This is a genomic window from Mycolicibacterium iranicum, from assembly GCF_002101705.1.
GTDB classification, from domain to species: Bacteria; Actinomycetota; Actinomycetes; order Mycobacteriales; family Mycobacteriaceae; genus Mycobacterium; species Mycobacterium iranicum.
This window is the reverse complement of sequence record NZ_LQPC01000026.1, coordinates 19,394-43,998: the sequence shown is the minus strand read 5'-3', so window position 1 is coordinate 43,998 and position 24,605 is coordinate 19,394. Positions and strand designations below refer to the sequence as shown.

Genomic DNA, 24,605 nt, shown 5'->3' with positions numbered 1-24,605 from the left:
CCCGGTTACACCGCGCGTGGCCCAAGCGCACGTTCGGCAAACTTTAGGACAGGCTTCTCTAAGGCGAGGATCGCGTCGGAGTCGGCCTCGACGAGCGCCGTGGTCACGAGCATCGAGATGGAGGCCACCAGAGCCTGGCACGCGAAACGATCTGCTTTGCTGCGCGCCTTGAATATCTTCGCCACACCGTCGACGAATTCCTGCTGCAACTCCATCCGGCGGCGCATAGCGTCCGGCCCGGCGGCGTAGACCTCCAGGAGATACAGCCGCGACCTCCGAGGATCCAATGCCATCAGTCCGAGATACCGGTGCAGCATGAACGCGAAACGCTGCATGGGCGTGCCAGTCGCAGGAACCTCGAAAATGACGTCGATGACGTAGCCCTGCATGGTTGCGTAGCCGGCCATAAAGCAGTCGATCTTCGAGTCGAAGTGCTGGTAGAAGGTGGCGCGGGACACCCCGGCGTGCTTGATCAGATCGTCGACTGTGGTGTTGCTGTAACCCTTGGTGCCCATGACCTCGCCGAGGGCCTTGAAGAGCCGCTGCTTCTGGTTGGCGGCGACCTCGTCACGACTGAGGCCATGTCGCCCCGACGCGAGCTGCTGGGCCATGCAAATGCTCCTCTGCAGTTTTCTGAGACGGAGTATAGGGCGAGCCGACCAGCGAGTTTTGGACCCCCGGGCGGTAACCACTAGGTGATCTTTCAAAAACTTGTTCGTTCATCAAAAACGTATTCGTTTATGTACGATGACCCTGGTTGCGCTCGGCCGAGCCGTCGAGAGGTACGCACATCGAGGGGTTGGGCGGGCCTGGGGAGGCGCGCCGGTCTCGGATGATTCGACTGGGGAGGACGATCACCGGGGCCGGCGACGCGATCGGCTTTCAGCTGCTGAGCTGGCGCGCCAGGTCCCGAAGGTCGGTGGCGATAACGTCGGGCAGCAGGTTGTCCGCGGCTCGCAACGCCGCATTGCCCGGTCGGGTGATCAGGGCTCCTCGCATACCGGTCGCTTGGGCGCCGATCGTGTCCCAGGCATGTGCGGCGACCATCAGACACTCGTCGGGCCGCACGTCCAGCTCGCGGCACACCTGCATGTAGACCTCCGGACTCGGTTTGAAAGCCCGGCAAGGATGGACACTGAACTGCCGCTCGAAGTGGCCTCCGAGTCCCGCGTTGTCCAGCGGACTGGGCCTCTCCGCACTCGTCGGCGAGTTCGTCAGCGTCACGAGCCGCAAACCCTGCGCACGCAGTGATGCCAGACCGTCTGCGACGTAGGGGTGCGCCGGCATGTGCGACATGGCTTCGGCGAGTCGGTCCAGTTGGGCGTCGGTGACGGTGCCGCCGCGGATCTCGGCCAGCATCTGCGCGACGGCCCGGCCCAGAGTGACGAAGTCGACGTACTGCTGCGACACCGTGAGCGTCATCGAGTACAGCACCAGCTGTGCGAACCATTCACGCAGCGACGCCGGATCCGAATAGATCTCCTCGAACACCGGCGCGAGTGCCTCGATGTCGAGCAGCGTCTCGTTGACGTCGAAGATGACCACACGGTTCACCACAACAGGCTATCGCCCGACCGGTAGTCTGAGCCGAACCCATTGTGCTGATGACGGCGGTGAGCCCCTGTGCCCGAGGACATCTCACGAGTCGGCCGGCTCACTTCGGTCAATGTCGGAATGCCTGCGGACGTCTCCTGGCAGGGCAGAGACATCCACACCGGAATCTGGAAGCAGCCGGTGGATGGCCCCGTCATGGTGCGCACACTCAACCTCGACGGCGACGGGCAGGGCGACCTCAACGGCCACGGGGGCGAGAACCGCGCAGTCCTCGTCTACCAGAACGCCGCCTACGACTACTGGATGTCCTACCTCGGCCGCGACGACCTGACGGCGGGCAGCTTCGGGGAGAACTTCACCGTTGACGGCCTGCCCGACGACGAGGTGTGCATCGGCGACCGCTACCGCATCGGCGAGGCCGAGTTCGAGGTCACGCAGCCGCGGGTGACGTGCTTCCGTGTGGGGATGCGGCTTGACGAGCCACGTATGCCCAACCTGTTGGTGGCCCATCACCGGCCTGGCTTCTACCTGAGGGTGATCCGCGAAGGGCACGTGTGCGCAGGCGACGACATCGCCCTCCTGCGCCGTGGTCGACACGCGTTGACTGTCGCCGACATCGACGCGCTGTTGTACTTGCCCGATCGTGATCCGACACTGTTGCGCAAAGCTGTCGACATTCCGGCACTGAGCCCGGGTTGGGTGCAGTCTTTTCAAGACCTGCTGCAGCCCGCATCGCCGGTGACCACGTTGGCGTGGAAAGGTTTTCGCGCCCTGCGCGTGCGCGACACCCGCCGTGAGACCTCCGACGTGCTCTCGCTGCTGCTTGAAAGCGACGACGGAACCCCGCTTCCGACGGCGCAGGCCGGTCAGTACCTGCCGATCCGAATCGACGGAGCCGCCGATCCCGCACCCCTGCGCAGCTACTCCCTGTCCGCGTACTCCACCGACGGCACCTACCGCATCAGCATCAAGCGGGACATGCACGGGCTCGCCAGCGCGTGACTGCACGACCACCTGCGCGCCGGATCCACGCTCGATGCTGCCGCTCCGCGCGGCGATTTCGTTCTCGCCGAGGAGGATCGGCCCGTCGTACTGCTCTCGGCCGGCGTGGGCAGCACACCGGTGCTGGCGATGCTGCACCGGTTGGCGGCCGAGCGGAGCCCCCGTCGAGTGGTCTGGCTGCACACCACGCGAGACCGCGCCTCGCATGCGTTCGCCGACGAGGTGGACGAGTTGATCGCGTCATTGCCTCACGCCACCGCGCATTACGTGTACACCGCCGACGGGCCGCGTCTGTCCGCCGCCTCGCTCGCCGCACTGCGATTGCCGGCCGATGCGGCAGTGTACATGTGCGGGCCCGACTCCTTCATGGTCGGTATGCGTGAAGCGTTGGTGGCCAATGGGTTCGACCCGGCGAGTATCCACAGCGAGTTGTTCGGCGCCCGGCCGCGGATCAATCCCGGCGCCGTGGGCGCACCCGAGGAGGCGCACCCACATGTCCCCGACGGCGCGCCGGGCACCGGTCCTGCGGTGACGTTCTCGCGCAGCGGGTTGACGGCGCACTGGTCGCCACGCTTCACGAGCCTGCTCGAGTTCGCCGAGGCGTGTGACGTCCCGACCCGGTACTCGTGCCGTAGCGGCGTCTGCCACATCTGCGTCACCGAGGTGGTGTCCGGGACCGCGGACTATACGCAGGAGCCTCTGGAAGAGCCACCTGCGGGCTCGGTGCTCGTGTGTTCGGCGGTGCCGAGGACGGAGCTCGTGCTCGACCTCTGAGGAAGAGTCTCTCGAATCTGGCTAGACCCCCGATACGTCGCGCACCGCGCCCTTGTCCGCCGAGAGTGCCAGCGCCGCATAGGCCCTCAACGCCGCCGACACCACCCTCTCGCGATGGCGTGGCCGGTACCCGCCATTCGCCTCCAGCGCCGCGCGACGACGTTCGAGTTCGTCGTCGTCGACGTTCACCTCGATCGTCCGGTGCGGGATGTCGATCGTGATGAGGTCGCCGTCCTCCACCAGCGCGATGGTGCCGCCCGCCGCGGCCTCGGGGGAGACGTGCCCGATCGACAGCCCCGACGATCCGCCGGAGAACCGGCCGTCCGTGACGAGTGCGCACACCTTTGCGAGCCCGCGACCTTTCAAAAACGAGGTGGGGTAGAGCATTTCCTGCATCCCCGGCCCACCCTTGGGCCCCTCATAGCGCACCACCACCACGTCACCGGCCTGCACCCGCCCGCCCAGGATCGCGTCGACGGCGTCTTCCTGGGACTCGACGACCACGGCGGGCCCGGAGAATTTCAGGATCGACTCGTCGACGCCCGCCGTCTTGACGATGCAGCCGTCCACCGACAGATTCCCGCGCAGCACCGCCAACCCGCCGTCCTCCGAATAGGCATGTCGCACATCTCGAATGCAACCTTCCTCGGCGTCGGTGTCCAACGAGTCCCAGCGCTCCGATTGACTGAATGCCGACGCCGACCGCACACACCCCGGTGCGGCGCGGAACATCTCCACGGCCTCGGGGGAGGCGCAGCCGCCGCGAATGTCCCAGCGGCGCAACCATTGTGCCAGCGATGCGGAGTGCACAGAGTGCACGGTCTCGTGGAGGTGCCCGCCGCGCCACAGCTCGCCGAGGATCGCCGGGATGCCTCCTGCCCGGTGCACATCCTCCATCAGGTAGTGCCCGTTAGGGGCTATCTTGCACAGGCACGGGATCGCGCGGCTGCGCTTCTCGATGTCCTCCAGCGTGTAGTCGAGTTCGGCCTCTCGCGCGGCCGCCAGCAGATGCAGGATTGTGTTGGTGGATCCGCCCATTGCGATGTCCATCGCCATCGCGTTGTCGAACGCATCGCGGTTGGCGATCGCGCGCGGCAGCACAGAAGCGTCGTCCTCGTCGTAGTGCCGCCGGCACAGCTCCATCACCGTCGCACCCGCGTCCTCGTAGAGGGCGCGCCGCGCGGTGTGCGTCGCCAGCACCGACCCGTTGCCCGGCAGCGCCAACCCGAGCGCCTCGGTCAGGCAGTTCATCGAATTGGCCGTGAACATGCCCGAACACGAACCGCAGGTCGGGCACGCCGACTCCTCGATGCGGGCCAGGTCCGGATCGGACACGTCGGTGTTGACGGCGTCGGCGATCGCGGTGATCAGGTTGAGCCGGGTGCGCACCGTCCCGTCGACCAGCACCGCCGTGCCGCCCTCCATCGGCCCGCCCGAGACGAACACCGTCGGGATGTTCAGCCGCAGCGCCGCCATCAGCATGCCCGGAGTGATCTTGTCGCAGTTGGAGATACACACCATCGCGTCGGCGCAGTGGGCGTTGACCATGTATTCCACGGAGTCGGCGATCAGCTCGCGTGACGGCAGTGAATAGAGCATGCCGCCGTGGCCCATTGCGATGCCGTCGTCGACGGCGATGGTGTTGAACTCGCGCGGCACGCCGCCGGCGTTCGTGATGGCCTCGGAGACGATGCGCCCGACCGGCTGCAGATGCGTGTGGCCGGGGACGAACTCGGTGAAGCTGTTGGCGACGGCGATGATCGGCTTGCCGATGTCGGCGCTGTCCACCCCCGCGGCGCGCAGCAGCGAGCGCGCGCCTGCCATGTTCCGACCGTGCGTGACCGTACGAGACCTCAAATGCGGCATGGCGTCCAGGTTCGTCGCAGTCCCCGCGTTCTGAGAAGACGGCGCTGGTACTAGTAGTGCCGGTACTAGCCTGGCGACGTGGACAAACGCGCACAGCAGCGGCTCGCCCTCGGCGAGTTCCTGCGCGCGCGCCGCGAAGCGGTCATCCGCGCCGACCTCGGTTTGCCCGACCTTCCCCGCGCCCGCACCAGTGGGCTGCGCCGCGAGGAAGTCTCAGTGCAGGCCGGCGTGAGCGTCACCTGGTACACGTGGCTGGAGCAGGGCCGCGACATCAACCCGTCCAAGCAGGTGCTCGACGCGGTCGCGCGGGCCCTGCGGTTGTCGCCGGCCGAGCATGAATATGTGCTGGCGCTGGGCGGCTACACCGTGGACCCGGCGCTCACCGACGGTCCGCTGCCCGCACACATTCAGCGGTTCCTCGACGCCCTGGGGGGCTACCCCGCTTTCGCGCTCACCCCGGACTGGGGCATCGCCGCTTGGAACGGCGCGTACGTGGCGCTGTACCCGAACATCGAACGCTTGGCGCCGGCCGACCGCAACCTGCTGTGGCTGGTGTTCATGGATCCGGCGATCCGCGAGCTGCTACCCGACTGGGACACCGACAGCAGACGCTTCCTCGCCGAGTTCCGGGCCGACGCCGGCCCCCGCGTCGGGGAGCCGTCGTACACGGCGCTGGTGTCGCGGCTGTCGACGGAGAGTGCGCACTTCGCGAACGCGTGGCAGGCCACCGGCATCGAGCGGTTCACCTCTCGCGAGCGGCGGTTCCACCATCCCGTCGCGGGTGAACTGCGGCTCGAGCACCACCAGGTCGCGCCGGTCGACGTGCCCGACATCCAGATCGTGGCCTACCTTCCGGTGCCGGGTTCCGGTGCGGCGGAGCGGCTTCAGGAGCTGATGGCGCGGTAGACCATGTCGGCGATCGTCCGGCAGTAGTCATCGTCGACCGGCATGCCGGTGTACAACGCGCGCATGTTGATGGGCGCGAAGAGCAGTTCCAGCGCCAGGTGGGGGTCCGCGGAGTCGGTGATCTCACCGCGCTGTCGTGCCCGCTCGAACACGACGTCGAGAGTCGCCGCACGGGCCAGCCATGCGGATCTGCGGACGTCCATGCTGGCGATCTCGACGTCGCCGATGAGGTGCCCGCCGTGCAGCTTGCGCCCATCGCTCGAGGTCACCATGGCGGCCATCCGCACCGCCAACGTGAACAGGTCTGTTCGCAGAGACCCGGTGTCGGGCTGCGGAGCCGTGTCCCCGGGACGGTGAGCCAGTGCCTCGAGGATCAGCACCTCCGGGTCGGGCCAGCGCTGCTGGATCGCGTCGACGTCGAGCCCGTGGCGGTGGGCCATCGCGCCGACGTCGAACCTGTCGATGCCCCAGCGAGCGAGCTCATCGTGCACCGCGGCGACGATCCGTTCGTCGTCGTCGGGTGAGTGCTCAACCGTCATCGAAATCCCTCCGCCGTCATTGCCGATTCAACGATGCCATAGCGCGATGGCGCTCCGAACACTTCTTTTTTGCGGCAGGGGCTCGGTTGCTGTGCGCCGCCTGATCAACCCCGCCGCGGAAGCCCTGAGTCGGGGCTGAGCGCATCAAGGGCGAGCCATGAATCAAGTGCGGCAGGCGATTCCGCACCCCTCCCGGCGGGCGGTGACATACCTGCTCAAAGTGATTGGGGGACAGGATTTTACGCGATGCCATGCCGTGGATGCGCTTGGCGCAAGCCTTCGAGGGCCTCGGCAACGTGGTACCCTGGACGCGGTGCGCCGGGAAGCCTGGTCGGCATGTCTTGTCAACATGCCCGAAAGGTTTCATATGCAGCCCGATGCTGCGATCACGCATGCCGCAAAAAATGAACGGCAACCGAAACGAAAAATCGCGAAATTCGGCGATGTTCTTCGTCAGGACGTCGTTGGTGGCGTGCTTCTGCTCCTTGCCGCCGTCGCAGCGCTGGTGTGGGCGAACTCGGCCTGGTCGGACGGTTATCACGCGCTGCGCAACTGGACGGTCGGTCCCGAGGCTCTGCACCTGAACCTGTCGCTGGCCGCGTGGGCCGCTGACGGTCTGCTGGCCATATTCTTCTTCGTCGTCGCCCTGGAACTGAAACGCGAGTTCGTGCACGGAGAACTGCGGGATATGCGAAGCGCCTCGATCCCGATCATCGCCGCAGTCTGCGGCATCGTGCTGCCTGCGCTGGCCTACATCGGGGTCAACGTGCTCGCGGGGTCGAATGCCTATGAGGGATGGGCGATTCCGGCCGCAACGGATATCGCGTTCGCGCTGGCGGTGCTCGCCGTCATCGGACGCAATCTGCCGTCGAGTCTGCGGATATTTCTGCTCACCCTCGCCGTGGTCGACGATCTGATCGCGATTACCATCATCGCGGTCGTGTACACCGCCTCGCTGTCTTTTGCACCTTTGGTTGCGGCCCTGGTACCCCTGGCGCTGTTCGCCTGGTTGGTCCGTCGCTACCCCACGCGATGGTGGTTGTTGATCCCCGTCGGTGTCGTGACGTGGGTGCTCGTCCACGAGGCGGGAATCCACGCCACCATCGCCGGCGTCGCGCTGGGACTCGTCGTGCCCGCCGATCAGTGGTGTGAACGCTACGAACACGCCGTCCGGCCCTTCTCCGCCGCCGTCGCAGTCCCGGTGTTCGCCTTTCTCGCCGCCGGGGTCACCGTCGGCGGCCTGTCCGGGTTGACCCAATCGCTCACCGAGCCCGTCACCCTCGGCATCATCGCCGGGCTGGTCCTCGGAAAGGTCCTGGGCATCGCCGGCATCACCCTGCTCCTCAAGCGGTTCACCTCCTCGGCGTCTGAACTGCATCCCCTTGATGTCTGCGGCGTCGCGCTGCTTGCCGGCATCGGCTTTACGGTGTCGCTGCTCATCGGCGATCTGGCGTTCGACGGCGGCGCCGTCGCCGATCACGTCCGCATCGGCGTCCTCACCGGGTCGTTGATCTCCGCGATCTGCGGCGCGGTGATCCTCGGACTCCGGAATCGCATCTACAAGCGTCGGGAAGAGGCCGTTACCGCTCAGTGAGCCGTGTCGGGGTGTTCCTTGGGGCGCGAGGCCCGCAGGGAACCCGGATGCGCCTTCGCGGACGGGTCCTTGCGGGTCTTGATCAGGCTCGCGACCGTGACGATCGTGAGGATGCCGATGATCACGCTGAGGCTGACGTAGGTGCTGATCTCCGGAATGCTCGGATTGATGTCGACGTGAGCCCAGTGCAGGATCAGCTTCACGCCGATGAACGCCAGGATGATCGACAAACCGGTCGACAGATACACCAGGCGGTCCAGTAGGCCCTTTACCAGGAAGAACAGCGCGCGCAAGCCGAGCAGCGCGAAGGCATTCGCCGTGAAGACGATGTACGGCTCGCTGGTGACGCCGAAGACCGCGGGGATCGAATCGAGCGCGAACAGCAGGTCGACGCTGCCGATGGCGATCAGCACCGCCAGCAGCGGGGTAGCGATCTTGCGGCCCTCGCGACGGGTCATCAGCTTGCCGCCGTCGTACTCGTCGCTGATCGGCACGAGCTTGCGGGTGGCCCGAATCATGATGTTGTTCTCGACGTCGGGGTCCTCGTTGCGGTGTCGGAACAGCTGGATCGCGGTGTAGATCAGCAGCCCGCCGAAGATCAGGAACATGAACGAGAACATCGAAATCAGCGTCGCGCCGAGGGCGATGAAGATCGCGCGCATGATCAGTGCCAGGATGATGCCGAAGGTCAGCACCTTGTGCTGATGCTCCTCGGGCACCGCGAACGTCGTCATGATGATCACGAACACGAACAGGTTGTCGACCGAGAGGCTCTTCTCGACGATGTAACCGGCGAAGTACTGGGTGCCGAAGTCACCGCCGTAGGTCATCGCGAACCACACGCCGAACCCGATCGCGACCAGGATGTAGAACACCGACCACGCCGTCGCCTCGCGGAAGCCGACCTTGTGCGGCCGTAGGGCGGCCAGTATCAGATCGACCGCGAGCAGAGCAATGATGACGCCGATGGTCACGCCCCATACCAGGGGACTTATTTCGAGCATGTGTTCAGATCACCTCGCGGTTGCAGTGGACACCACCCACGGAACGTTCTGCATCGCAACGAAGTTCCCGTGGCATCCGGCATGCTTGAAAAGCACTGCACGGCAGATACTCTGACCGGCAACCGCGGGCCGCGCCACGCAGCGGTGACGCGGCCCGCGTGCGGTCAGCTCAGCTTGTCCTTGATGTTCTCGCCGACCTTCTTGACGCCGGACACGCCCTGGTCCTTCTGGCCCTCGGCCTTGAGCTCGTCGTTGCCCGTCAAGTCGCCGACGGTCTCCTTGACCTTGCCCACAGCGTCCTCAGCGGCGTTCTTGGCCTTGTCTACGATTCCCATCGTCATCTCCTTTCACAGGACGACCTTTGTGGTCGCTGTTTGTGTAGACGGAGCAGGGCGGCCAAACCGAACACCTCGGTCATGTGATCTGCGCAACGCCCTCACGGGTGCACGTCGCTGACGGTGACATGGATCGGGATCCCCGCCGCGGCGCCGATCACCTCGGCGAGCACTGCGCGGCAGCGCGCCCGCACCCGACTGACGACCGGAGGCAGTTGCGCGCGGTAGCGCGCACTGAGCTCAATCGAAATACCTTGCAGCAGACTGTCTTCGACAGTCATGTCGATGTCGGTGACCGCATAGTCGGGGTCGTCGGCCAGCGCCCGGCTCAGTAGGCCGCCGAGGACGAGCCCGCTGACGCGTAGGACGCCGGCGGCAGACCCCGGCCGTGGATCCTCGACGAGGAGGGGCCAACCGCCCCGCGGCGTCGACCGGACCGACGCGATCACGGCGTCCCGGATGTGGAACCACCCGGGTTCGGGCTGCTCCTGCAACGTCCGCGCCGCGCGGACGGTGACGTCGTCGTCGTCCCCGGTCATCGCCACTGCGCCAATCGCTGCCGGAGGGTCGCTCGGGCGCGGTGATGGTGACCGCGTGCTCCGTCCGGGCTCAAGCTCAGGACGGTACCGATATGCGGGAAGGTCATGCCCTCGATCTCCCTCAGCATCCAGACCGCGCGCTGACGCGGTGGCAACTCGCTCAACGCCATTTCCATCGCCTCCAGGAACGCGCTGTTTGAAGCCGACGCGAACGGGTCATGGTCGTCATCTGCGGCCATCGGTTCGATCAACCGGTCGTCGATGGGGATGGCTCTCTTCACGCGGTGCGAGTCGACAACCTTCCTGGCGCAGATCGCGAACAGCCACGTGCGGATGGAGGAGTCGCCGCGAAAGGTGCCGATCTGCTTCCATGCCGACACGAACGTGTCCTGGACGATGTCGTTGACAGCGTCGGCGTCGGCCGTCATGCGGCGGGCATAACGGTAGAGGGCCGGGCCGTGGCGCCGGACCAGCGTCTCGAACGCAGCCTCGTCACCGGCGCGCGCCGCGGCAGCAAGCACCCGGTCATCGGTCACGCCGGCTACCTCCTGAACCGTTCCAGCGGCACAACCACACCGGGCGCCAGATAATAGATACCCCGCGCCATGGGTCGAAATGATGACGTAATCGGGACGTTCTCCGGCGCCGGATCACAGCCGCCACGCCGATCTCGCCGCTAGCGGACCGCGAGGTAGTGGTGGCTCACGACGGGTTCACTGTCGGTGAACTCCTCGACTCTGCGTTCGATGAGCAAATCCTGCTCGGTCAGGCGGGTGTGGTGCTGCTGCATGTGCTCACCCCACGAGCGCACCAAGAAGGTCTCGATGAACGTCGACTCGTGTTCGATGCTGCGGAACACCCGCCACTGCGCCGCTCCCGTGCGTTGCCGGGAGCGGCCCAGCACCGTCATCGCGGCGAGGAACGGCTCCTCGTTCTCCGGCGCGACGTGATAGGACGAGATCACCAGGACGGGACCGTCCAGCGGCGCGGGTTCGAACAGCAGCGTGGGCTCGGGCCAGTGCGAGGACGGCGTGAGGTCGAGGTTGCCGGTCTTGGCGTGCAGCGGCCACCACAGCGTGGACAACCCGCAGACCAGCAGCAGACCCGCGCTGACCAGGAGGCTGGTGACGCTGGAGGTGGCCTCGGCCAGCACACCCCACACCACTGACCCGATGGCCTGCCCGCCCATGAAGATCAGCTGATACACCGACAACCCCCGGGCCCGCACCCATGCCGGCAGGCTCAGCTGCATCGAGGCGTTGAGCGTCGACAAAGAGAGCAGCCACGACGTGCCGCCGATCACCAGCGCGCCCAGCACCAGCGCGAAGCTGTGCACCAGCGCCACCGCGGCGGCGGCGATCGCGAACCCCACCGCGGAGAACACCAGCAAAATGTTCTGATCGAACCGCGTGCGCAGCCGCCCCAACCCGAAGGCGCCCAGCACGGCACCCGCACCCAACGCACCGAGAAGGAACCCATAGCCCGACGACGACAGATGCAATTGATCCTTGGCGATCACCGGCAGCAGTCCCCACACCGCGCTGGCGGGAACGACGAACAGCGCCGCCCGAAGCATGATGCGCCGCACGATCGGTGAGCTGCGGATGAACCGCCCGCCGGCGCTCAGCGCCGACAGCGCCCGCTCGGTCGGCGCGTTCTCGACGGGAGGCCGACGCCAGAGGAACAACACGATCACGATCCCGACGAACGACACCGCGTTCAGGGCGAACACGATCGTCGGGCCGGTCAGCGACACCAGGGCACCCGCGATCGCGGGCCCGATGACGCGCGCGAGGTTGATGCTCATGCTGCCCAGCGCCGCGGCAGACGGAATCTGGTGAGCGGGAACAAGATCGGGCTGGATCGCCTGCCAGGCGGGCATGACCAGGGCCTGCCCGCACCCGATCACGAACAGCAGGGTCAGCAGCACGGCGGGCGTGGTGAGCCCGGCACCCGTGAGCGAGGCCAGCAGACCCACCCCCGCGGCCATCGCGGCCTGCGTGGCGATGAGCAGCCGGCGCCGGTCGATGAGATCGGCCAGGACGCCCGACGGTAGCGCCAGCAGCATCACCGGCAGCGTGGTCGCGGTCTGCACCAGCGGTACCAGAACCGCGGCCCGCGGATCGCCGACGAGCATCCACTGCGCCCCGACGGTCTGCATCCAGGTGCCGAGGTTGGAGACGAACTGTGCAATCCACAGCATGCGATAGACGGGGGAACGCAGCGGCGCCCACGTCGAGGTCGACGCTGTGGACGTCATCTGGGTGCGGACAGGCGTTGAGCGACAGCGCCGTAGCGCTCCAGGCGCTCTGGATCGGCCAGTGCGTTGTACAGCACGAGGCGCGTCGCGGTGTGGCCGTATCGTTCGTGCAGCGCGTCGGACAGGCCGTCCCACGTTGACTCCGTCGCGAACGTGGCGATGTGCTCGTCGGTGATCTGTGCCGCCATCCCCGCGTAGTCGCCGGCCTTCTGCTTCTCCCGGATGCGGGCCGTAGTGCCCTCGAATCCGGCCTCGTCCCAGATGAACGCGTAGTTCGGGGTGCTGCCGTAAAAGCTCATGCTGGCGCGGACCGATTCGCGTTCCCGGTGCCGTTCCTCGTCGGTGTCACCCACGATCGTCATGACCGGGACGATGACCGCGATGTCGTCGACCGACCGCCCAGACCTCTGCGCACCCTCCGCGAGCGCCGGCACCACGTGGCGCGCGATGTAACCCGGCTCGCCGAGCGGATGGACGTGCACCCCGTCGGCGACCTCCCCGGCCATCCGCAACATCCACGGGTTGACCGCGGCGACGTCGACCATCGGATCCGGAGCGTCGATCGGCCCCGCGCTCCATTGCGGGGTGATGAAGTCCAGATCGTAGAACTCGCCGTGGTGATCGAGCTTGCCCGTTCGGAACGCCGCGAAGCACGCCTTGACCGCCAGCACGTAGTCGCGCAACCGGGGGCCGGGATGCTCGAACTCGGCGCCGTAGCGGCGGACCACGTGGGTGCGCACCTGGGTGCCGAGGCCGAGCCGGAACCTCCCGCCCGTGGCTTCCTGCAATTCCCACGCCGTCGCGGCCGTCACGAAGGGGCTGCGGGGGAACGCGACAGCCACGCCGGTCAACAACTCGAGCCCAGGCGCGGCCTGCGCCGCGACCGCGGCGTTGAGGTAGGCCGTCCGGCCGGTCTCGGTGAACAGCAGACCGTCGAACCCGGCCGCCCGAGTGCGCTTCGCAAGATCGCCGATGGCGCGCAGTGGCTGGGGGGTCGTCATGACGTCGACGTGCACGGTTGGCACCCTACGCCGTAGCTCAGACGCCGACCGGCACCTTCGCGTTGGCCCGCATCTCCCGGCGTAACGCGCCGAACTCCGAGATCGTGCGCGTCGCCACCGTCGCGACCGGCCGCGCGTTGCGGCCCGTCGCCTCGGTCTTGCTGACCATCACGACGCTGTCGATGTAGGGCTGGATCGTGGTCGCGTTCTGCACCGTCGCGACGATCACCAGCTGGAACCCGAACTTCCGGAATGCCTGCAGGGCCTGCTGCGCGAACTGCGGATCCGACTTGGAGAAGGCCTCGTCGAGCATCAGCTGCGCGAAAACCGGTCTGTTGTCTGTACTTTCAGGGCTCGCCAGGTTGAAGCTCAGCGCACCCGCGAGGCAGAACGCCATCAGCTTCTCCTGCTCACCGCCGGAATTGTCGCCGGCGTTGCTGTGCGTGCGGATCAGCTCCTCGCTGCTGACATCCCATTCGGCGCAGTCGAACGTGAACCGGTTACGCACGTCCAGCGCGTCGCGCGTCCACGCCTTGTCCTCCGGCGCCGTCGACGCCAGCCGGTTGCGCAATCGCAGGATGTCGGCGTACTGGTCCAGGATCGCCTGCTTGTCGCCGAGCCCGACCTCGGCGATGCGCCGTGAGATGGCCCGCACGATCTCGGTGAGCTCCGACACCGCCGTCAGGCTTCGCGGCGTGGCCCGCAGCGTCAGCCGGGTGCCGCGGTTGAACTCGACGGCGCCCAAACCTGTGTTGACGCGGTCGATCTGGTCGCTGATGCGGCGAGCTTCTTGTTCGGCCACCCGGTGCAGCGTCAAGATCGCGTCCGGCGCCTGCTCGGTGACCAGCCGCATCATCCGCTCATACGCCTCCGGCAACTCACGCTCATCGATGTGCTTGCACAGTGCGACGTAGTCGTGCACGCGCTCGTCGAAGTTCTCCGAATTGTTCGGGATCGCATCGGGGAACGATGTGTCGAACGTGTTGAGGATGCGCGCGAGTTCGTCGTAGGAACGCCTGCGGCTCTCGCGGAGCTGCTCGCGCTCCTTCTTGATCGAAGAGAACAGCGCATCGCGGTGCGGCTCCGGCTCCAGCAGCTCGAGGCTCACCGGGACCTGGCCGGCGTACCGGTCCAGCAGTTCGGTCAGCGGCTCTGACACGAACGCGGGCTGCAACCGCTCCGAGAGTTCCAGCAAGCGCGTTCTGCGGTCGTCGAGATCGTCACGTCGGGTCTGGATCGCGCCGCGGCGCGTCATCAATTTCTGGATCTGCGACCAGCATTCGTCGGCGCGGGCGTTGAGCGCCTCGATGTCGGGGTGATCGGCCAGCAGCAGTTCGTACTGCTCACGCAGCCGGTCGGCGTGGCCGTCGGCGGTCTCGGTGTCGATCTGGCTCCACTGCGGGAACTGCTCGCAGATCGCCTTGCACGCCGCAGCCCGGTCACGCCACTGCTGACGCTGGGCGGCGATGTCGTCGGCGGTGCGACGCGCCTTCTGATAAGCCTCCTCGGCCGCGGCCAGATCCACGGTCAGCGCGTTGATCTTCGCCGAGACGTCACCCTGGTAGAGGTACTCGGACTGCTTCAGCGGACGGCGGTCGTCTTTGATCGCGAGCCGGTCGGAGTCCTTGTACAGGCCGGTGTCGGTGACCGCGCGGCGGAAGCGCGCGAACACCTCCGGGGTGTCAACGCAGATGTGGTCACCGGCGGCGGTGACCACATCGACGGCCTCGGCCGCACAGGGATGCGCCGGGTCGACAGCGAAAAGCTTGCCCGCCAACGTGTTCTGCTCGGGATCGACCGGTTCGGCGTTGAGGAACTTGGCGCGGACGTGGTGCAGCTGCAACCGGCCGCGCATGTTCGTCTCGTTGACGAACTGCAACACCTTCGACCAGTGCTGATCGGGCACCATCAAGCGCAGCCCGACACCGCGCAGCACCTTTTCCACCGCGGTGCGCCAGCGAGTCTGATCGGGCTTGAGGTCCATCAGCTCGGCGATGTAGGGAAGGTCGACGGCGTCGACACCGACTGCGGCACAGATCTGTTCACGCATGACGAGCGCGAACTCCGGCAGCGCGGAACCCACGTGCTCGACACGTTTGAGTTCCTTGGCGGCCTCGTCGCGGGCGATACGCGCGGCCTTCTGCGCGTACTCGGCGTCGGTGGAGGCTTCCCGGTGCCGCTCCACCTTGGCGAGCAGCTCGGTCGCCTCGGCGAGCAGTTCCTCGCGCAGATTCCAGAAATGATCCGCAGTGTCCGGGACGTCGACGCCCTGGGCGGTCAGCATGTCCTCGTAGGCGCCGCGGCGGCGCGACACCTGCTCGGCCTCGGTCTCGGCGGCGGTCACCTGAGACTGCAGCGGCCCGATGCTCGCGCTGGAGCCGCTGATCTGGGCGTTGAGTGAATCCGCCTCCGCCTTGGCCAGATTGAGGCTTCGGGTGATGTCCTCGTGCTCGTTGTCGAGCTGGTCGATGGTCGTGTCGAGCTGCGCGATCTGTGTCGGGCACTGCGCCAGGCGGACATGATCGGTGTAGGCCCGCACCATCGGCAAGTCGACCAGGTCGATGATGCCCAGGTCCGTCGACTCCGACGCGTAGCGCTGCTGAATCTTCTCGATGTCGCCGAGGATCTTGCGTTTCTTCTGCGCAACGGCGAGCAGCTCGCGTGCTTCCACCAGCGGGTCGATCTGCTTGAGTGCCTCCGGCAGCCTGGTGAGGCTCTCGGGTTCGTCGAGCATGAACTCCCGGACGAATTGTTCAAGCCCGCCAACACTTTTCAGTGACTTCGCCTTGCCGAGCAGCTGCTGGGCCGCGTCGGAGGCGCGGATGCCGATCGTCGCGTACAGCTGAGCCAGATACTGCGACTCCACCTTGGTGGTGAAGCGCCAGCCGTCTCCTTTGAACACGCTGGTGTCGAATCGCCCTGCGGCCCAACGGTTGCAGACATCCTCGATGTCGAGGTCTCCGTCGCCGAGCACGAAGCGGCTCGACGAATCGTTGCGCGACTCGCCCGTCAACCATTTGAGCACCAGACCCGTCACGGTGCGCCCGGAGTCGCTGGAGTAGGTGACCGCCACCGCCGACCAGGCGGTGCCGTCACCGCGCAGGTACATCACCCGGCTGGTGCCACCGTCGCTGCGCTGACCCCACGCACCTCGGACGTACTTGTCGACGGTGCGCCGGCCCGCGCTCGACCCGGCCGCGGTGTTGTCGCCGGAGGCGTTGAAGTTGCGGCGGTTGAACGGCAGGAAGCCCAGCGAAATTGCATCCAGCAGTGAGGATTTACCGCTGCCCGACGCGCCGGCGATCAGTGCGCCGCCCTCGCTGAACGGGATGTCGTGGTATCCGTCGAACACGCCCCAGTTGATGACCTGCAGTCGCGACAGGTGGAACTGCTCAGTCATGTTCGACCTCATCCGTCTGGTCCTGCGGGCCCGCGGCGCCGCCCAGTAGCGTCTCGAACTGCTGCTGTAGCTCACTGATCACGCTGGCTGTCATCACGGCCGTGATCACCGGGCTGATCGTGTAGCTGTCCTCGTCGTCGCGGCTTTTGCGCAGAATTTCCAAACCGGTGAGCCGGGCGATCGCGGCGTCGATGCGGCCGGCGAAGGTGACGGCGTCGCGGTCGGTGTCGTTGAGGACACCGGAGAACAAATTGTGCATCTCTTCACGGCTGATCAACACGTTCTGGCCGGCCGCCGCGCGCATCATCTGCGCCAGGTGCAGCGCCAGGATCGAGTCGTAGGTGCCGAGCGGTTCACGCCGGAGAAGCTTGATGCCCTTGGCGGATTCGTAGCGGGCCTGCTCGATGAACGCGACATCGGCACCGTCGGTTATACGCAGCAGCAGGTCCAGCTCGGACAGTCGTGTCGAGAGCTGGTTGCGGTACTCGAGGACCCACGCGTAGATGTCGGCGTCGGTCTCGGCGCTGATGTAGCGGCGGGTCAGTAGATGCTGCAACGCCCAGCAAGCCCGGTCGGGCAGCTCGGAGACATCCCCGTCGAAGCGCGGCCTGCGCTGGTGCGGGGGACGGGCGGTCTGGTCGACCTCGGGCAGCGACGAGAAACCCGAGTAGTCGGTGTCCGACTCGGTAGCGGTCACGAAGCAGCTCCAACGACAGTGGTAATCGGTTCGGTGAAAAGCAAATGCGGAACGGCCATTTCGCGGTCCTTGCCGTCCAGGGAACGGAACCGCACGGTCGTCGATTCCGGTTCAGGGTCGTTGGGCTGCTTGAGCGCCCACGACCACAGCACGATCACGTGACCGAGATAGGCGTTATCGAGCATATCGACGGCGTCCTGCAACGACACCGGGCCGTTGCGGACCGCCGCGTTGAGCATGTCGGACATCGCGGGCGCGTCGACCTGGGTGGTGAGCGCGGCGAACGTCGTTAGATCCACGTCACCCTCGGCGGCGACCGCGGGCTTGGGGCTGGACAGATCGCCGATCTTGAAGCTCAGCGCGCCGACGGAGCTGATCGCGTGCCGTGCCAGCGGGAGTTCAATGTCGAGGCGGGAGTCGATGAGGCTGGACTTGAGCAAATTCCGGGCAGCGCCGATGGCCTCGTTGAGCTGGCGAGCCACCCCGCGACTCTGCTCCAGCGTGCCGAACGCCGTGAACCGCTTGACGCGCTGCGCGCAGCGCTGCTGGATGCGCTCGACCTCGTCGATCTGCTGACCGACCAGTTCGAAAAACCCTGCCATCACCTTGCGCAGCGCCGGGTCGAGGGCGGGCAGCGCGTCGGCAACCGCGGCGACGTCGGCCTCGAACTCCGCGCGTTGATCGGGATCGTTGATCATCCGCAGGAACGCGCGGTGGCTGTCGCGGCCCTGGGAGTCCCAAGCGGCCTGGTAGTCGGCATACATCTGGCGCTGACGGTCGCGGTACTCGAGATTGCTGTCGATCGGCTCGTCGAGCGCGGCGGTGGCCTGCTCGATCATCGATCCGTACTGGCCGATGTCGGTGATCAGCCGCTCCATCTGCATCGCGATGGCGCGGGCCTCGTCATAGGCGTCGGTGACATCGGGGGCGGGGCGCTCACCCTTGTCGAGCTCGTCGAGTTCCCGGTGCAGCGCCTCGATCTCGGCCTCGATGCTCTTGCGGATACGGGCCGGGTCGTTGCCGACCTTGAGGGCCACATGCCGCAGCCGCGAGGCGATGCCGTTGATGGAGCCACCGGTGGCGATGGTGTCCTGCCGGCGCATACCGCGCAGGAAGTCCAGAGCGCGACGCGCGTCCTGGGTCAAGTAGCAGACGTTTTGATCGCTGCGCGTGTCCACGATGCGATGCAGCCAGCCCTGGCTGGCCCACGACTTGATCAGCGCGAGCCCGGACTGCGCGTCACCGAGGTCGTCCAGATCGCGCTCCAGCCGGACCACGAGCGTGCTCTCTGCAGTGACGCCGTCAGCCAGGTGCCGCTCCATCAACGTCGCGTACTGGCTGAGGTTGGTGGTGGCCAACAGCCGGATCGCGGGGGAGCCTTGCAGGTCGCGGTTCAGTTCGAGCAGGTCGGGGGCCGACAGGGTTGCGTTGTCGTCCACCGTGCTCCTGATCTTGGTTGCGTTGTGTCGGTCCGGAGGCCCCAACATAGGCCACTGCGGAGACATCGCCGGGCCGCGGGACGGGAGTGTCGCGGGCTTTCCTCGCGCGGCTGTGACGCATGTGACCAGCGGGATTGCAGTGCGTCGTGGGGTTTCGCGAGACCGCCGTCACGGTAGCGATGCGGCACAGATCACGACGCTAGTGGCGCTTTCGCGAGAGCGCGGCGCGCGTCGGCGGTGAGTCGTTCGATGACCGCGGCCGCGGTTTCGATTGCGGTGACGCTGTCGACGCCTTGGCCGGCGTTGACCGGAGCCACGCGGAAATCGTCCTCGATGATCGCGTCGCGCAGCTGGGCGCGGGCGCCCTCGTCGGGGATGCGTCCGTCCCACAGGTCGGTGAACGCGTTGCGGACGACACGCTCGGGCAGCGTCGCGGGCCACGGGTAGCCCAGCGCGATATCGAAGACGCGGGTGGTCAACGTGTCGTCGCCGTGTGCGTCGATCAAGACCTGCCGCGCCCCGGCGGGCAGCAGCGACTCGTCGCACGCGGCGAACGCGGTGCCGATCCACGCGCCGGAGGCACCGGCTGCGAGGACCGCGGCCAGCGCGCGGCCGGAGGCGATGCCGCCGGCGGCGAGCACGGGTACGTCCACGCGGTCGAGGATCGACGCGAGAAGCGGCAGTGTGGAGACGGCCGGTGTGCCGTGCCCGCCGGCCTCTGATCCGCGCGCGACGAGCACCTGCACACCAGCGTCGACAGCCCTCTGTGCCGCGTCTACGTCGGCGACCTGGGTCGCCGTCACACAACCGGCGTCCCGGGCTCGAGCCACCCAGTTCCAAGCCTCGCCGAAGCTGACAGCCAGCAGTGCAGGACGCGCTTCGAGCGCAATGTCGAGTAGGCGGGGATCTTGCTCGACGACCCACTCGATGAGGCCAATTCCGAACGCGCGCTGCAGATCTGCGAGATGCCGAAGTTGCGCCTCGAGCTGGGATGCCGACCCCGCGCTGCCGCTGCCGATCATGCCGAGCCCACCTGCGCGGCTGACCGCGGCGGCCAGCCGACCACCGGCGGCGCCGCCCATCGGGGCGTTGACGATCGGCGCGTCCAGCTTCATCGCCGTCGACCACCGGGTCGTCACCGTTTCCATCCCACCTCCATTCCGCCGTGCCAGGATGAGCCTATGACGGTGGTGTTCGTACACGGCAATCCCGAAACCTCGGCCATCTGGGGTCCGCTCACGGCAGTGCTCGGGCGCGACGACGTCGTGCTGTTGTCGCCGCCCGGATTCGGCGCGCCGCTGCCCGACGGGTTCGGCGCCACCTACCCGGAATACCGGGACTGGCTTGAGGGCCAGTTGCGCACGATCGACGGGCCGATCGATCTCGTCGGTCACGACTGGGGCGGCGGACACGTCATGAACGTCGTCATGCGGCGGCCCGAGCTGGTGCGCAGTTGGGCCACCGATGTGGTCGGCTTGTTCGACGCCGACTACGTCTGGCACGACATGGCGCAGGTGTGGCAGACGCCCGGGGCCGGTGAGGAACTCATCGCGAACATGATGTCGGGAGGCGTGGCCGGGCGTACAGAAATGCTTGTCTCTCTTGGGTTTCCGGCCGATATCGCTGCGGCGGTCGCTGAGCATCAGAACGATGACATGGCCACAGCGATTCTGGCGCTGTACCGTTCGGCGGCGCAGCCGGCCATGGCGGAGGAAGGTCGCGCTCTGGAATCCGCGGCGGCCCGGCCGGGCTTGTCGCTGCTCGCGACCGAGGACCCCTACATCGGCGCCAACGACAACCGCAGGCGGGCCGCCGAGCGTGCGGGTGCACGCACGGAAGTGCTTGAGGGCTTGGGACATTGGTGGATGCTGGAGGATCCGAAGCGTGGGGCGGCGGCTCTGACATCGTTCTGGGAAACGCTCGACTGAGCCTGGCGGGACACGGGCTGGTTCGTCAGAGGCGCCAGGCGACGACGACGAGGGCCAGAATTCCGAGCATCGCGATGAGGGCCGAGATGGGGCCGGCGAGCGAAAACGGCATGGCACCGGCCTCCGCGGCGAGCTCACGGATCTCGCGTCGGTGCTGAAACCATGCGAGTACCAAGGCGATCAGCCCGATGACGATCAGCACCATCCCGACAACCCACGGGCTGACGACGGGTCGGGCGAGGCTTTCCGACTCGGCGAGGTACTGGAAGAACGTGAAGATGGTGAATCCGAAGGCGATCAGCGACGTGCTTGTCCGTATCCAGGCCATCAATGTGCGCTCGCTGGCCAGCCGGGTTCGTTGCACCGCTAGCCGCGTCGATACATCCAATTCGGCCATCGTGCCTCCTTTTGACGCTCAGGATAAGCCCGTAGATGGAGGCTCGGGCCGATCGCGGCTCTTACCGCTCTGCGAGCGCGCCCTTTTGTACGCGACACACCGGGGCGGGCCTGTGCAGACACGCACGCTCGCGGTGCGGGGTTGCTAGATGGCGGCTCATCGCGGGGTGATACCGATCTTCACGTGCGGGCCGTCGGCCTGAGCTTGCCAAGCCTTGTCGGCGTCGTCGAGCCGATACCGGGTGGTATCGACGGTGAAGCGCTTCTCCTCAGCAAGAGTCACAAGTTCCTGATAACCCTGACGCATCGCGCGGGCAGGAAGCAGATTGTTGTTGTGTCCGATATGGGTTCGGCCCATGAGTTTGGCGAACGGTACCCGAGGAGCGCCGCCGGCGCCCTGCCCGACTGTCACCAAGGTCGCGCCGACGGCCGTAGCTTCCAGCGCGGCGAGAAATGGCTGTCCGTAGACCATGTCGACGACGACGTCGTACCCGTCTTTGACTTCCGCCCGCAAGGCGGCCGCGTCGTCGTCACCGCCGAGCGCAACCACGGCGTCCGCGCCCAGTTCGCGTGCTCGGGCCAGTCCTTGCTTACTGCGTCCGGCGCCGACGACGCGACCGGCTCCCAGGATCTTGGCCGCCTGCACGGCGATGTTGCCCACCACGCCGGTCGCGCCGAGGACAAGGACCGACTGGCCGGCGGAGACGTCGGCGTGGCGGGTCAACGGAAGCCACGCCGCCAGACCCGCGATACCGAGTGCGACCGCCATGTCGTCGCCGACGGTGTCAGGGACCTCGAAGGTTCTGTCCGGATTGAACTGCGCGAGCTCGGCCCACGATCCGAACGGTGACATCGGCGAATTGAAGTACACCCGGGTGCCGTCGACGGTGTACCCGACGCCCTCTTTGCCGACGACGGCGGGCACGTCGGGGTCACCCATCTCTCCCGATGCCAGCGCGAGGTCGACGGGGTTGCAGCCTGCAAGACTGACCTGAACGACGTCGCGGGTGGGTGCGTCGAATTCTCTGACCGTGGGCGGCTGACCCGCTGCTTCCAAGACCGCTGCACGCATCGCAGTCCTCCCGTTCGTAGGTGAGGTGCGTACTACCCGGGAAAGACGCCTCGAAACGGCTACAGGGCGGCGACCGCTTGCCGGCACTGTCGCGCCAGCTGTTCTTCGCGGGCGTAGAGGAGACCAAACGTGAATCCGTTCTCACCGGGCGTCGTACCCGCGGCTGCGCCGAGCTGGCGCAGCATCGTCCGGGCGACCACGGTGTCTTGCATGTCGCCCAGAACACTTTGTATCTGCTTGTAGTGCTTGATATTTCGCTTGGCATTCTTCGTCGAGCGGTCCAACTGGAGCAGCTCGTTGGCGTAGCGGGCCCGCTTGGCGGCCTTGCGCGCGCGATGCAGGAGCTCGTCATCGTCGCTCTTCAGGGCGGCTTTGAGGCGGCGGTCGGCTTTCGCGCCGGCCTTCTGCGCCGTCGCACGCAGCCTCTTGGCGGTGCCGCCCGGTAGCACCGGGGGAGCGGCGCTCCACCGCTGCAGTTCGGTGACGAGGTCCAGGTACCGCGTCGTCCCCATCGCTTCGGACACCCGCTCGCGGGCCGGCGCTTCGATGCCCCGCAGATCGAGATTGATCCTGGATCCCACAGGGCCCAGCACCAGCAACTCGGGAAGGTCGTCCAGGGCGTCACGTAACCGGTGCCGCTGAACCTGCACATCGCGCACGTCGCCCAGCACGCCGGCGAACCACTTGAGCTCATCCTCGAATGCCGGGCCGGCCACGGGGTCAAGCTCCCTTTTGAAGATCCGCAGTGTGCTGCGAGTGCGGCGAATGGCCACCCGGGTGTCGTGGACGGGATCCGTGCCCTCACGAAGGCCCGTGAGACCATCGAGGACGAGGCCGATCTGGTCGGTGAGGTACCCGGTCAACGCTGATTGCGGTTGTACCGAACTCTTTTCGAGCTTCGTCACCTGGGGAGCGGTCATTATCGGGCTCCTTCCATCGGGCACCGCTACATCTCCACCGGCGGAGGCTTGCTCGCAGTGATCAATTCTTCGCCGGCCTCGTAGTCGTCATCGGCGTTGCACGTGAGTACCCCCACCACGGCTCCGTCGGATTCATACCAGACCGTGAAGCCGCCGTCGCGCTCGATCAACCGGCTGTTCTGGTAGCCGTCCCCCCATGCGTGGTACTTCACGTCCGTGTCGCCAATGGTCGTCCAGAAGCCAGGAACTCCCGTCCATTTGGCTTCGTCACCGGCGGCAGTGGAGCCTGCGACCTCGCCCTGGTCCATGGCGTCGCCCCAATGCTCCACCGCTAACGCGCGTCCCGCGTCGACGTTGACGGCGAACGCGACATCGCCGGCCGCCCAGACGCCGTCGACCGCGGTACGCATGTCTGGTCCTACCGGGATGCGGCCGTTCTGCAAGGTGATGCCCGCGGATTCGGCCAGCGTCGCATTGGGTTTCACGCCGGTCGCGGCGAGCACCAGGTCTGCTGCAACCGTGGTCCCGTCCTCCAGCGCAACCGTGCCGTCCCCGATCGACGCCACCCGGGCGTCACCTGCGAACCGGACGCCCGTTGCCTCGACGAGCCGGCGTAGCCGCATGCCGGCGTCCCTGCCCAACCTCTTCTGCTGCGGAAACTCCTCCGGCGCGATCAAGGTGACCGAAAGGCCTCTGATGGCAAGAGATGCGGCGGCTTCGCACCCGATGAACCCGGCCCCGATCACCACGGCGGTCGTCGCCGAGGTGGCTGCCTCTCGCAGTCGTCGTGCGTCGTCGCAAGAACGAAGCAGCAGAGCTTTCTCGCCACCGGGGACGGGAAGTGGTTGCGGGCTGGCGCCGCTCGCGATGACGAGTCGGTCGTACTCGTACCGCACGCCGCTAGCGGTGACGACACGTTGGCCTACGTCTATCTCGTCGACTTGGGCCTTCAAGATCGTCTCGAACGGACGGCTGATTTCCATCGCCGAGTCGTCGGTATCGCCGCGGAGGAAGTCTTTGCTCAGGGGCGGCCGCTGATAGGGCGGGTCGGTGTCTGCTGTGAGGATGCGTACGGCGTGGTCGGCTTGGCGGGCGCGATACGCCTCCGCCGCTGCGACTCCGGCGGGACCGCTTCCGATTACCAGTAATCCTGCGTTGCTCACCCGTGAGGCATACCCACGCGACGCCGGGGCAATCCGCGCACATGAGGTTCAGGTTTTAGGACTTCTGGGGCGGCCCAGGCTCCGGGGCGGTTTCAGGCGCGGGTGCGGTCTCGGGCACATCGTCGGGGACGAGGCGCTCGGGGACCTCGGTCGGCGTCAGACGCTCCGGCGGTTCGGTGGGGGTTGTCATGACACATGGCGTACCCCTCGAGGCTC

22 protein-coding genes and 1 pseudogene are annotated in these 24,605 nt (G+C 66.7%); 4 read left to right on the top strand and 19 right to left on the bottom strand.

The window, feature by feature from the left end; genetic code table 11:
* Nucleotides 1–5 precede the first annotated feature (5 nt).
* Together AWC12_RS07680 and AWC12_RS07675 are read right to left on the bottom strand one after the other, a co-directional pair.
* Nucleotides 6–611 (bottom strand): TetR/AcrR family transcriptional regulator, encoded by a 606-nt coding sequence (locus tag AWC12_RS07680; protein WP_085173381.1) that lies wholly within the window; start codon nucleotides 609–611, stop codon nucleotides 6–8.
* 271 nt (nucleotides 612–882) lie between these two features.
* Nucleotides 883–1,557: a haloacid dehalogenase type II gene (locus AWC12_RS07675; protein ID WP_085173379.1), complete on the bottom strand. Its 675-nt coding sequence runs from the start codon at nucleotides 1,555–1,557 to the stop codon at nucleotides 883–885.
* 117 nt (nucleotides 1,558–1,674) lie between these two features.
* Between AWC12_RS07675 and AWC12_RS07670 the strand changes: the two are divergent.
* Nucleotides 1,675–3,330 (top strand): annotated as a pseudogene (locus tag AWC12_RS07670) (MOSC domain-containing protein).
* 21 nt (nucleotides 3,331–3,351) lie between these two features.
* On the opposite strand, the gene ilvD reads toward AWC12_RS07670, so the two are convergent.
* Nucleotides 3,352–5,196 (bottom strand): dihydroxy-acid dehydratase, encoded by a 1,845-nt coding sequence (gene ilvD, locus AWC12_RS07665; RefSeq protein WP_085173377.1) that lies wholly within the window; start codon nucleotides 5,194–5,196, stop codon nucleotides 3,352–3,354.
* Nucleotides 5,197–5,274: 78 nt separating this feature from the next.
* Between ilvD and AWC12_RS07660 the strand changes: the two genes are divergently transcribed.
* Nucleotides 5,275–6,102, top strand: a complete 828-nt coding sequence (locus AWC12_RS07660) for a helix-turn-helix transcriptional regulator (protein WP_024445036.1) — start codon at nucleotides 5,275–5,277, stop codon at nucleotides 6,100–6,102.
* Here AWC12_RS07660 and AWC12_RS07655 read toward each other — a convergent pair.
* Nucleotides 6,081–6,641: a TetR-like C-terminal domain-containing protein gene (locus AWC12_RS07655; RefSeq protein ID WP_024445035.1), complete on the bottom strand. Its 561-nt coding sequence runs from the start codon at nucleotides 6,639–6,641 to the stop codon at nucleotides 6,081–6,083. The two genes, AWC12_RS07660 and AWC12_RS07655, sit on opposite strands and share 22 nt — an antisense overlap.
* Before the next feature lie 367 nt (nucleotides 6,642–7,008).
* On the opposite strand from AWC12_RS07655, the gene nhaA reads away from it, so the two are divergent.
* Nucleotides 7,009–8,235, top strand: a complete 1,227-nt coding sequence (gene nhaA / locus AWC12_RS07650; protein WP_085173375.1) for a Na+/H+ antiporter NhaA — start codon at nucleotides 7,009–7,011, stop codon at nucleotides 8,233–8,235.
* Here nhaA and AWC12_RS07645 read toward each other — a convergent pair.
* From AWC12_RS07645 to AWC12_RS07600, 10 genes are all read right to left on the bottom strand, one after another.
* Entirely contained in the window at nucleotides 8,229–9,239 is a 1,011-nt protein-coding gene (locus tag AWC12_RS07645; RefSeq protein ID WP_024445033.1) for a TerC family protein, read from the bottom strand. The two genes, nhaA and AWC12_RS07645, sit on opposite strands and share 7 nt — an antisense overlap.
* A gap of 164 nt (nucleotides 9,240–9,403) precedes the next feature.
* The gene (locus AWC12_RS07640; protein ID WP_024445032.1) at nucleotides 9,404–9,574 is read right to left on the bottom strand and encodes a CsbD family protein; all 171 of its coding nucleotides are present in this window, start codon (nucleotides 9,572–9,574) and stop codon (nucleotides 9,404–9,406) included.
* A gap of 101 nt (nucleotides 9,575–9,675) precedes the next feature.
* Entirely contained in the window at nucleotides 9,676–10,119 is a 444-nt protein-coding gene (locus tag AWC12_RS07635; RefSeq protein WP_085173373.1) for a hypothetical protein, read from the bottom strand.
* A complete protein-coding gene (locus AWC12_RS07630) occupies nucleotides 10,110–10,649 on the bottom strand; it encodes an RNA polymerase sigma factor (RefSeq protein WP_085173371.1) in 540 nt (179 codons plus the stop codon). Before AWC12_RS07630 ends, AWC12_RS07635 begins: the two co-directional genes overlap by 10 nt.
* A gap of 140 nt (nucleotides 10,650–10,789) precedes the next feature.
* Nucleotides 10,790–12,373 carry an MFS transporter gene (locus AWC12_RS07625; protein WP_085173369.1) on the bottom strand — a complete coding sequence of 528 codons (1,584 nt, stop codon included), beginning with the start codon at nucleotides 12,371–12,373 and terminating at the stop codon, nucleotides 10,790–10,792.
* Entirely contained in the window at nucleotides 12,370–13,389 is a 1,020-nt protein-coding gene (locus tag AWC12_RS07620) for a TIGR03617 family F420-dependent LLM class oxidoreductase (RefSeq protein WP_024445028.1), read from the bottom strand. The genes AWC12_RS07625 and AWC12_RS07620 overlap by 4 nt, the downstream gene beginning before the upstream one ends.
* 22 nt (nucleotides 13,390–13,411) lie before the next feature.
* A complete protein-coding gene (locus tag AWC12_RS07615; protein ID WP_024445027.1) occupies nucleotides 13,412–16,774 on the bottom strand; it encodes an ATP-binding protein in 3,363 nt (1,120 codons plus the stop codon).
* Nucleotides 16,767–17,471, bottom strand: a complete 705-nt coding sequence (locus tag AWC12_RS07610; protein WP_024445026.1) for a DUF4194 domain-containing protein — start codon at nucleotides 17,469–17,471, stop codon at nucleotides 16,767–16,769. The genes AWC12_RS07615 and AWC12_RS07610 overlap by 8 nt, the downstream gene beginning before the upstream one ends.
* Nucleotides 17,468–18,958, bottom strand: coding sequence for a DUF3375 domain-containing protein (locus tag AWC12_RS07605; RefSeq protein ID WP_085173367.1), 1,491 nt, complete (start codon nucleotides 18,956–18,958; stop codon nucleotides 17,468–17,470). The genes AWC12_RS07610 and AWC12_RS07605 overlap by 4 nt, the downstream gene beginning before the upstream one ends.
* Before the next feature lie 143 nt (nucleotides 18,959–19,101).
* On the bottom strand, nucleotides 19,102–20,058 hold the full coding sequence (locus AWC12_RS07600; protein WP_036464227.1) for an NAD(P)H-dependent flavin oxidoreductase: 957 nt from the start codon (nucleotides 20,056–20,058) through the stop codon (nucleotides 19,102–19,104).
* Nucleotides 20,059–20,091: 33 nt separating this feature from the next.
* Here AWC12_RS07600 and AWC12_RS07595 point away from each other — a divergent pair, with 33 nt between their 5' ends.
* Nucleotides 20,092–20,838, top strand: a complete 747-nt coding sequence (locus tag AWC12_RS07595; RefSeq protein WP_085173365.1) for an alpha/beta fold hydrolase — start codon at nucleotides 20,092–20,094, stop codon at nucleotides 20,836–20,838.
* A 25-nt stretch (nucleotides 20,839–20,863) separates the two neighbouring features.
* Here the strand turns inward: AWC12_RS07595 and AWC12_RS07590 are convergent, their stop codons facing one another.
* The 5 genes from AWC12_RS07590 to AWC12_RS31870 form a co-directional block, all read right to left on the bottom strand.
* The gene (locus AWC12_RS07590; protein ID WP_085173363.1) at nucleotides 20,864–21,235 is read right to left on the bottom strand and encodes a YidH family protein; all 372 of its coding nucleotides are present in this window, start codon (nucleotides 21,233–21,235) and stop codon (nucleotides 20,864–20,866) included.
* Nucleotides 21,236–21,391: 156 nt separating this feature from the next.
* A complete protein-coding gene (locus AWC12_RS07585) occupies nucleotides 21,392–22,306 on the bottom strand; it encodes a quinone oxidoreductase family protein (RefSeq protein WP_085173361.1) in 915 nt (304 codons plus the stop codon).
* A 59-nt stretch (nucleotides 22,307–22,365) separates the two neighbouring features.
* Nucleotides 22,366–23,226, bottom strand: coding sequence for a CHAD domain-containing protein (locus AWC12_RS07580; RefSeq protein ID WP_085173359.1), 861 nt, complete (start codon nucleotides 23,224–23,226; stop codon nucleotides 22,366–22,368).
* 26 nt (nucleotides 23,227–23,252) lie between these two features.
* A complete protein-coding gene (locus AWC12_RS07575; RefSeq protein ID WP_085173357.1) occupies nucleotides 23,253–24,389 on the bottom strand; it encodes an NAD(P)/FAD-dependent oxidoreductase in 1,137 nt (378 codons plus the stop codon).
* A 55-nt stretch (nucleotides 24,390–24,444) separates the two neighbouring features.
* Nucleotides 24,445–24,579, bottom strand: coding sequence for a hypothetical protein (locus AWC12_RS31870; RefSeq protein WP_268743620.1), 135 nt, complete (start codon nucleotides 24,577–24,579; stop codon nucleotides 24,445–24,447).
* Nucleotides 24,580–24,605 lie beyond the last annotated feature (26 nt).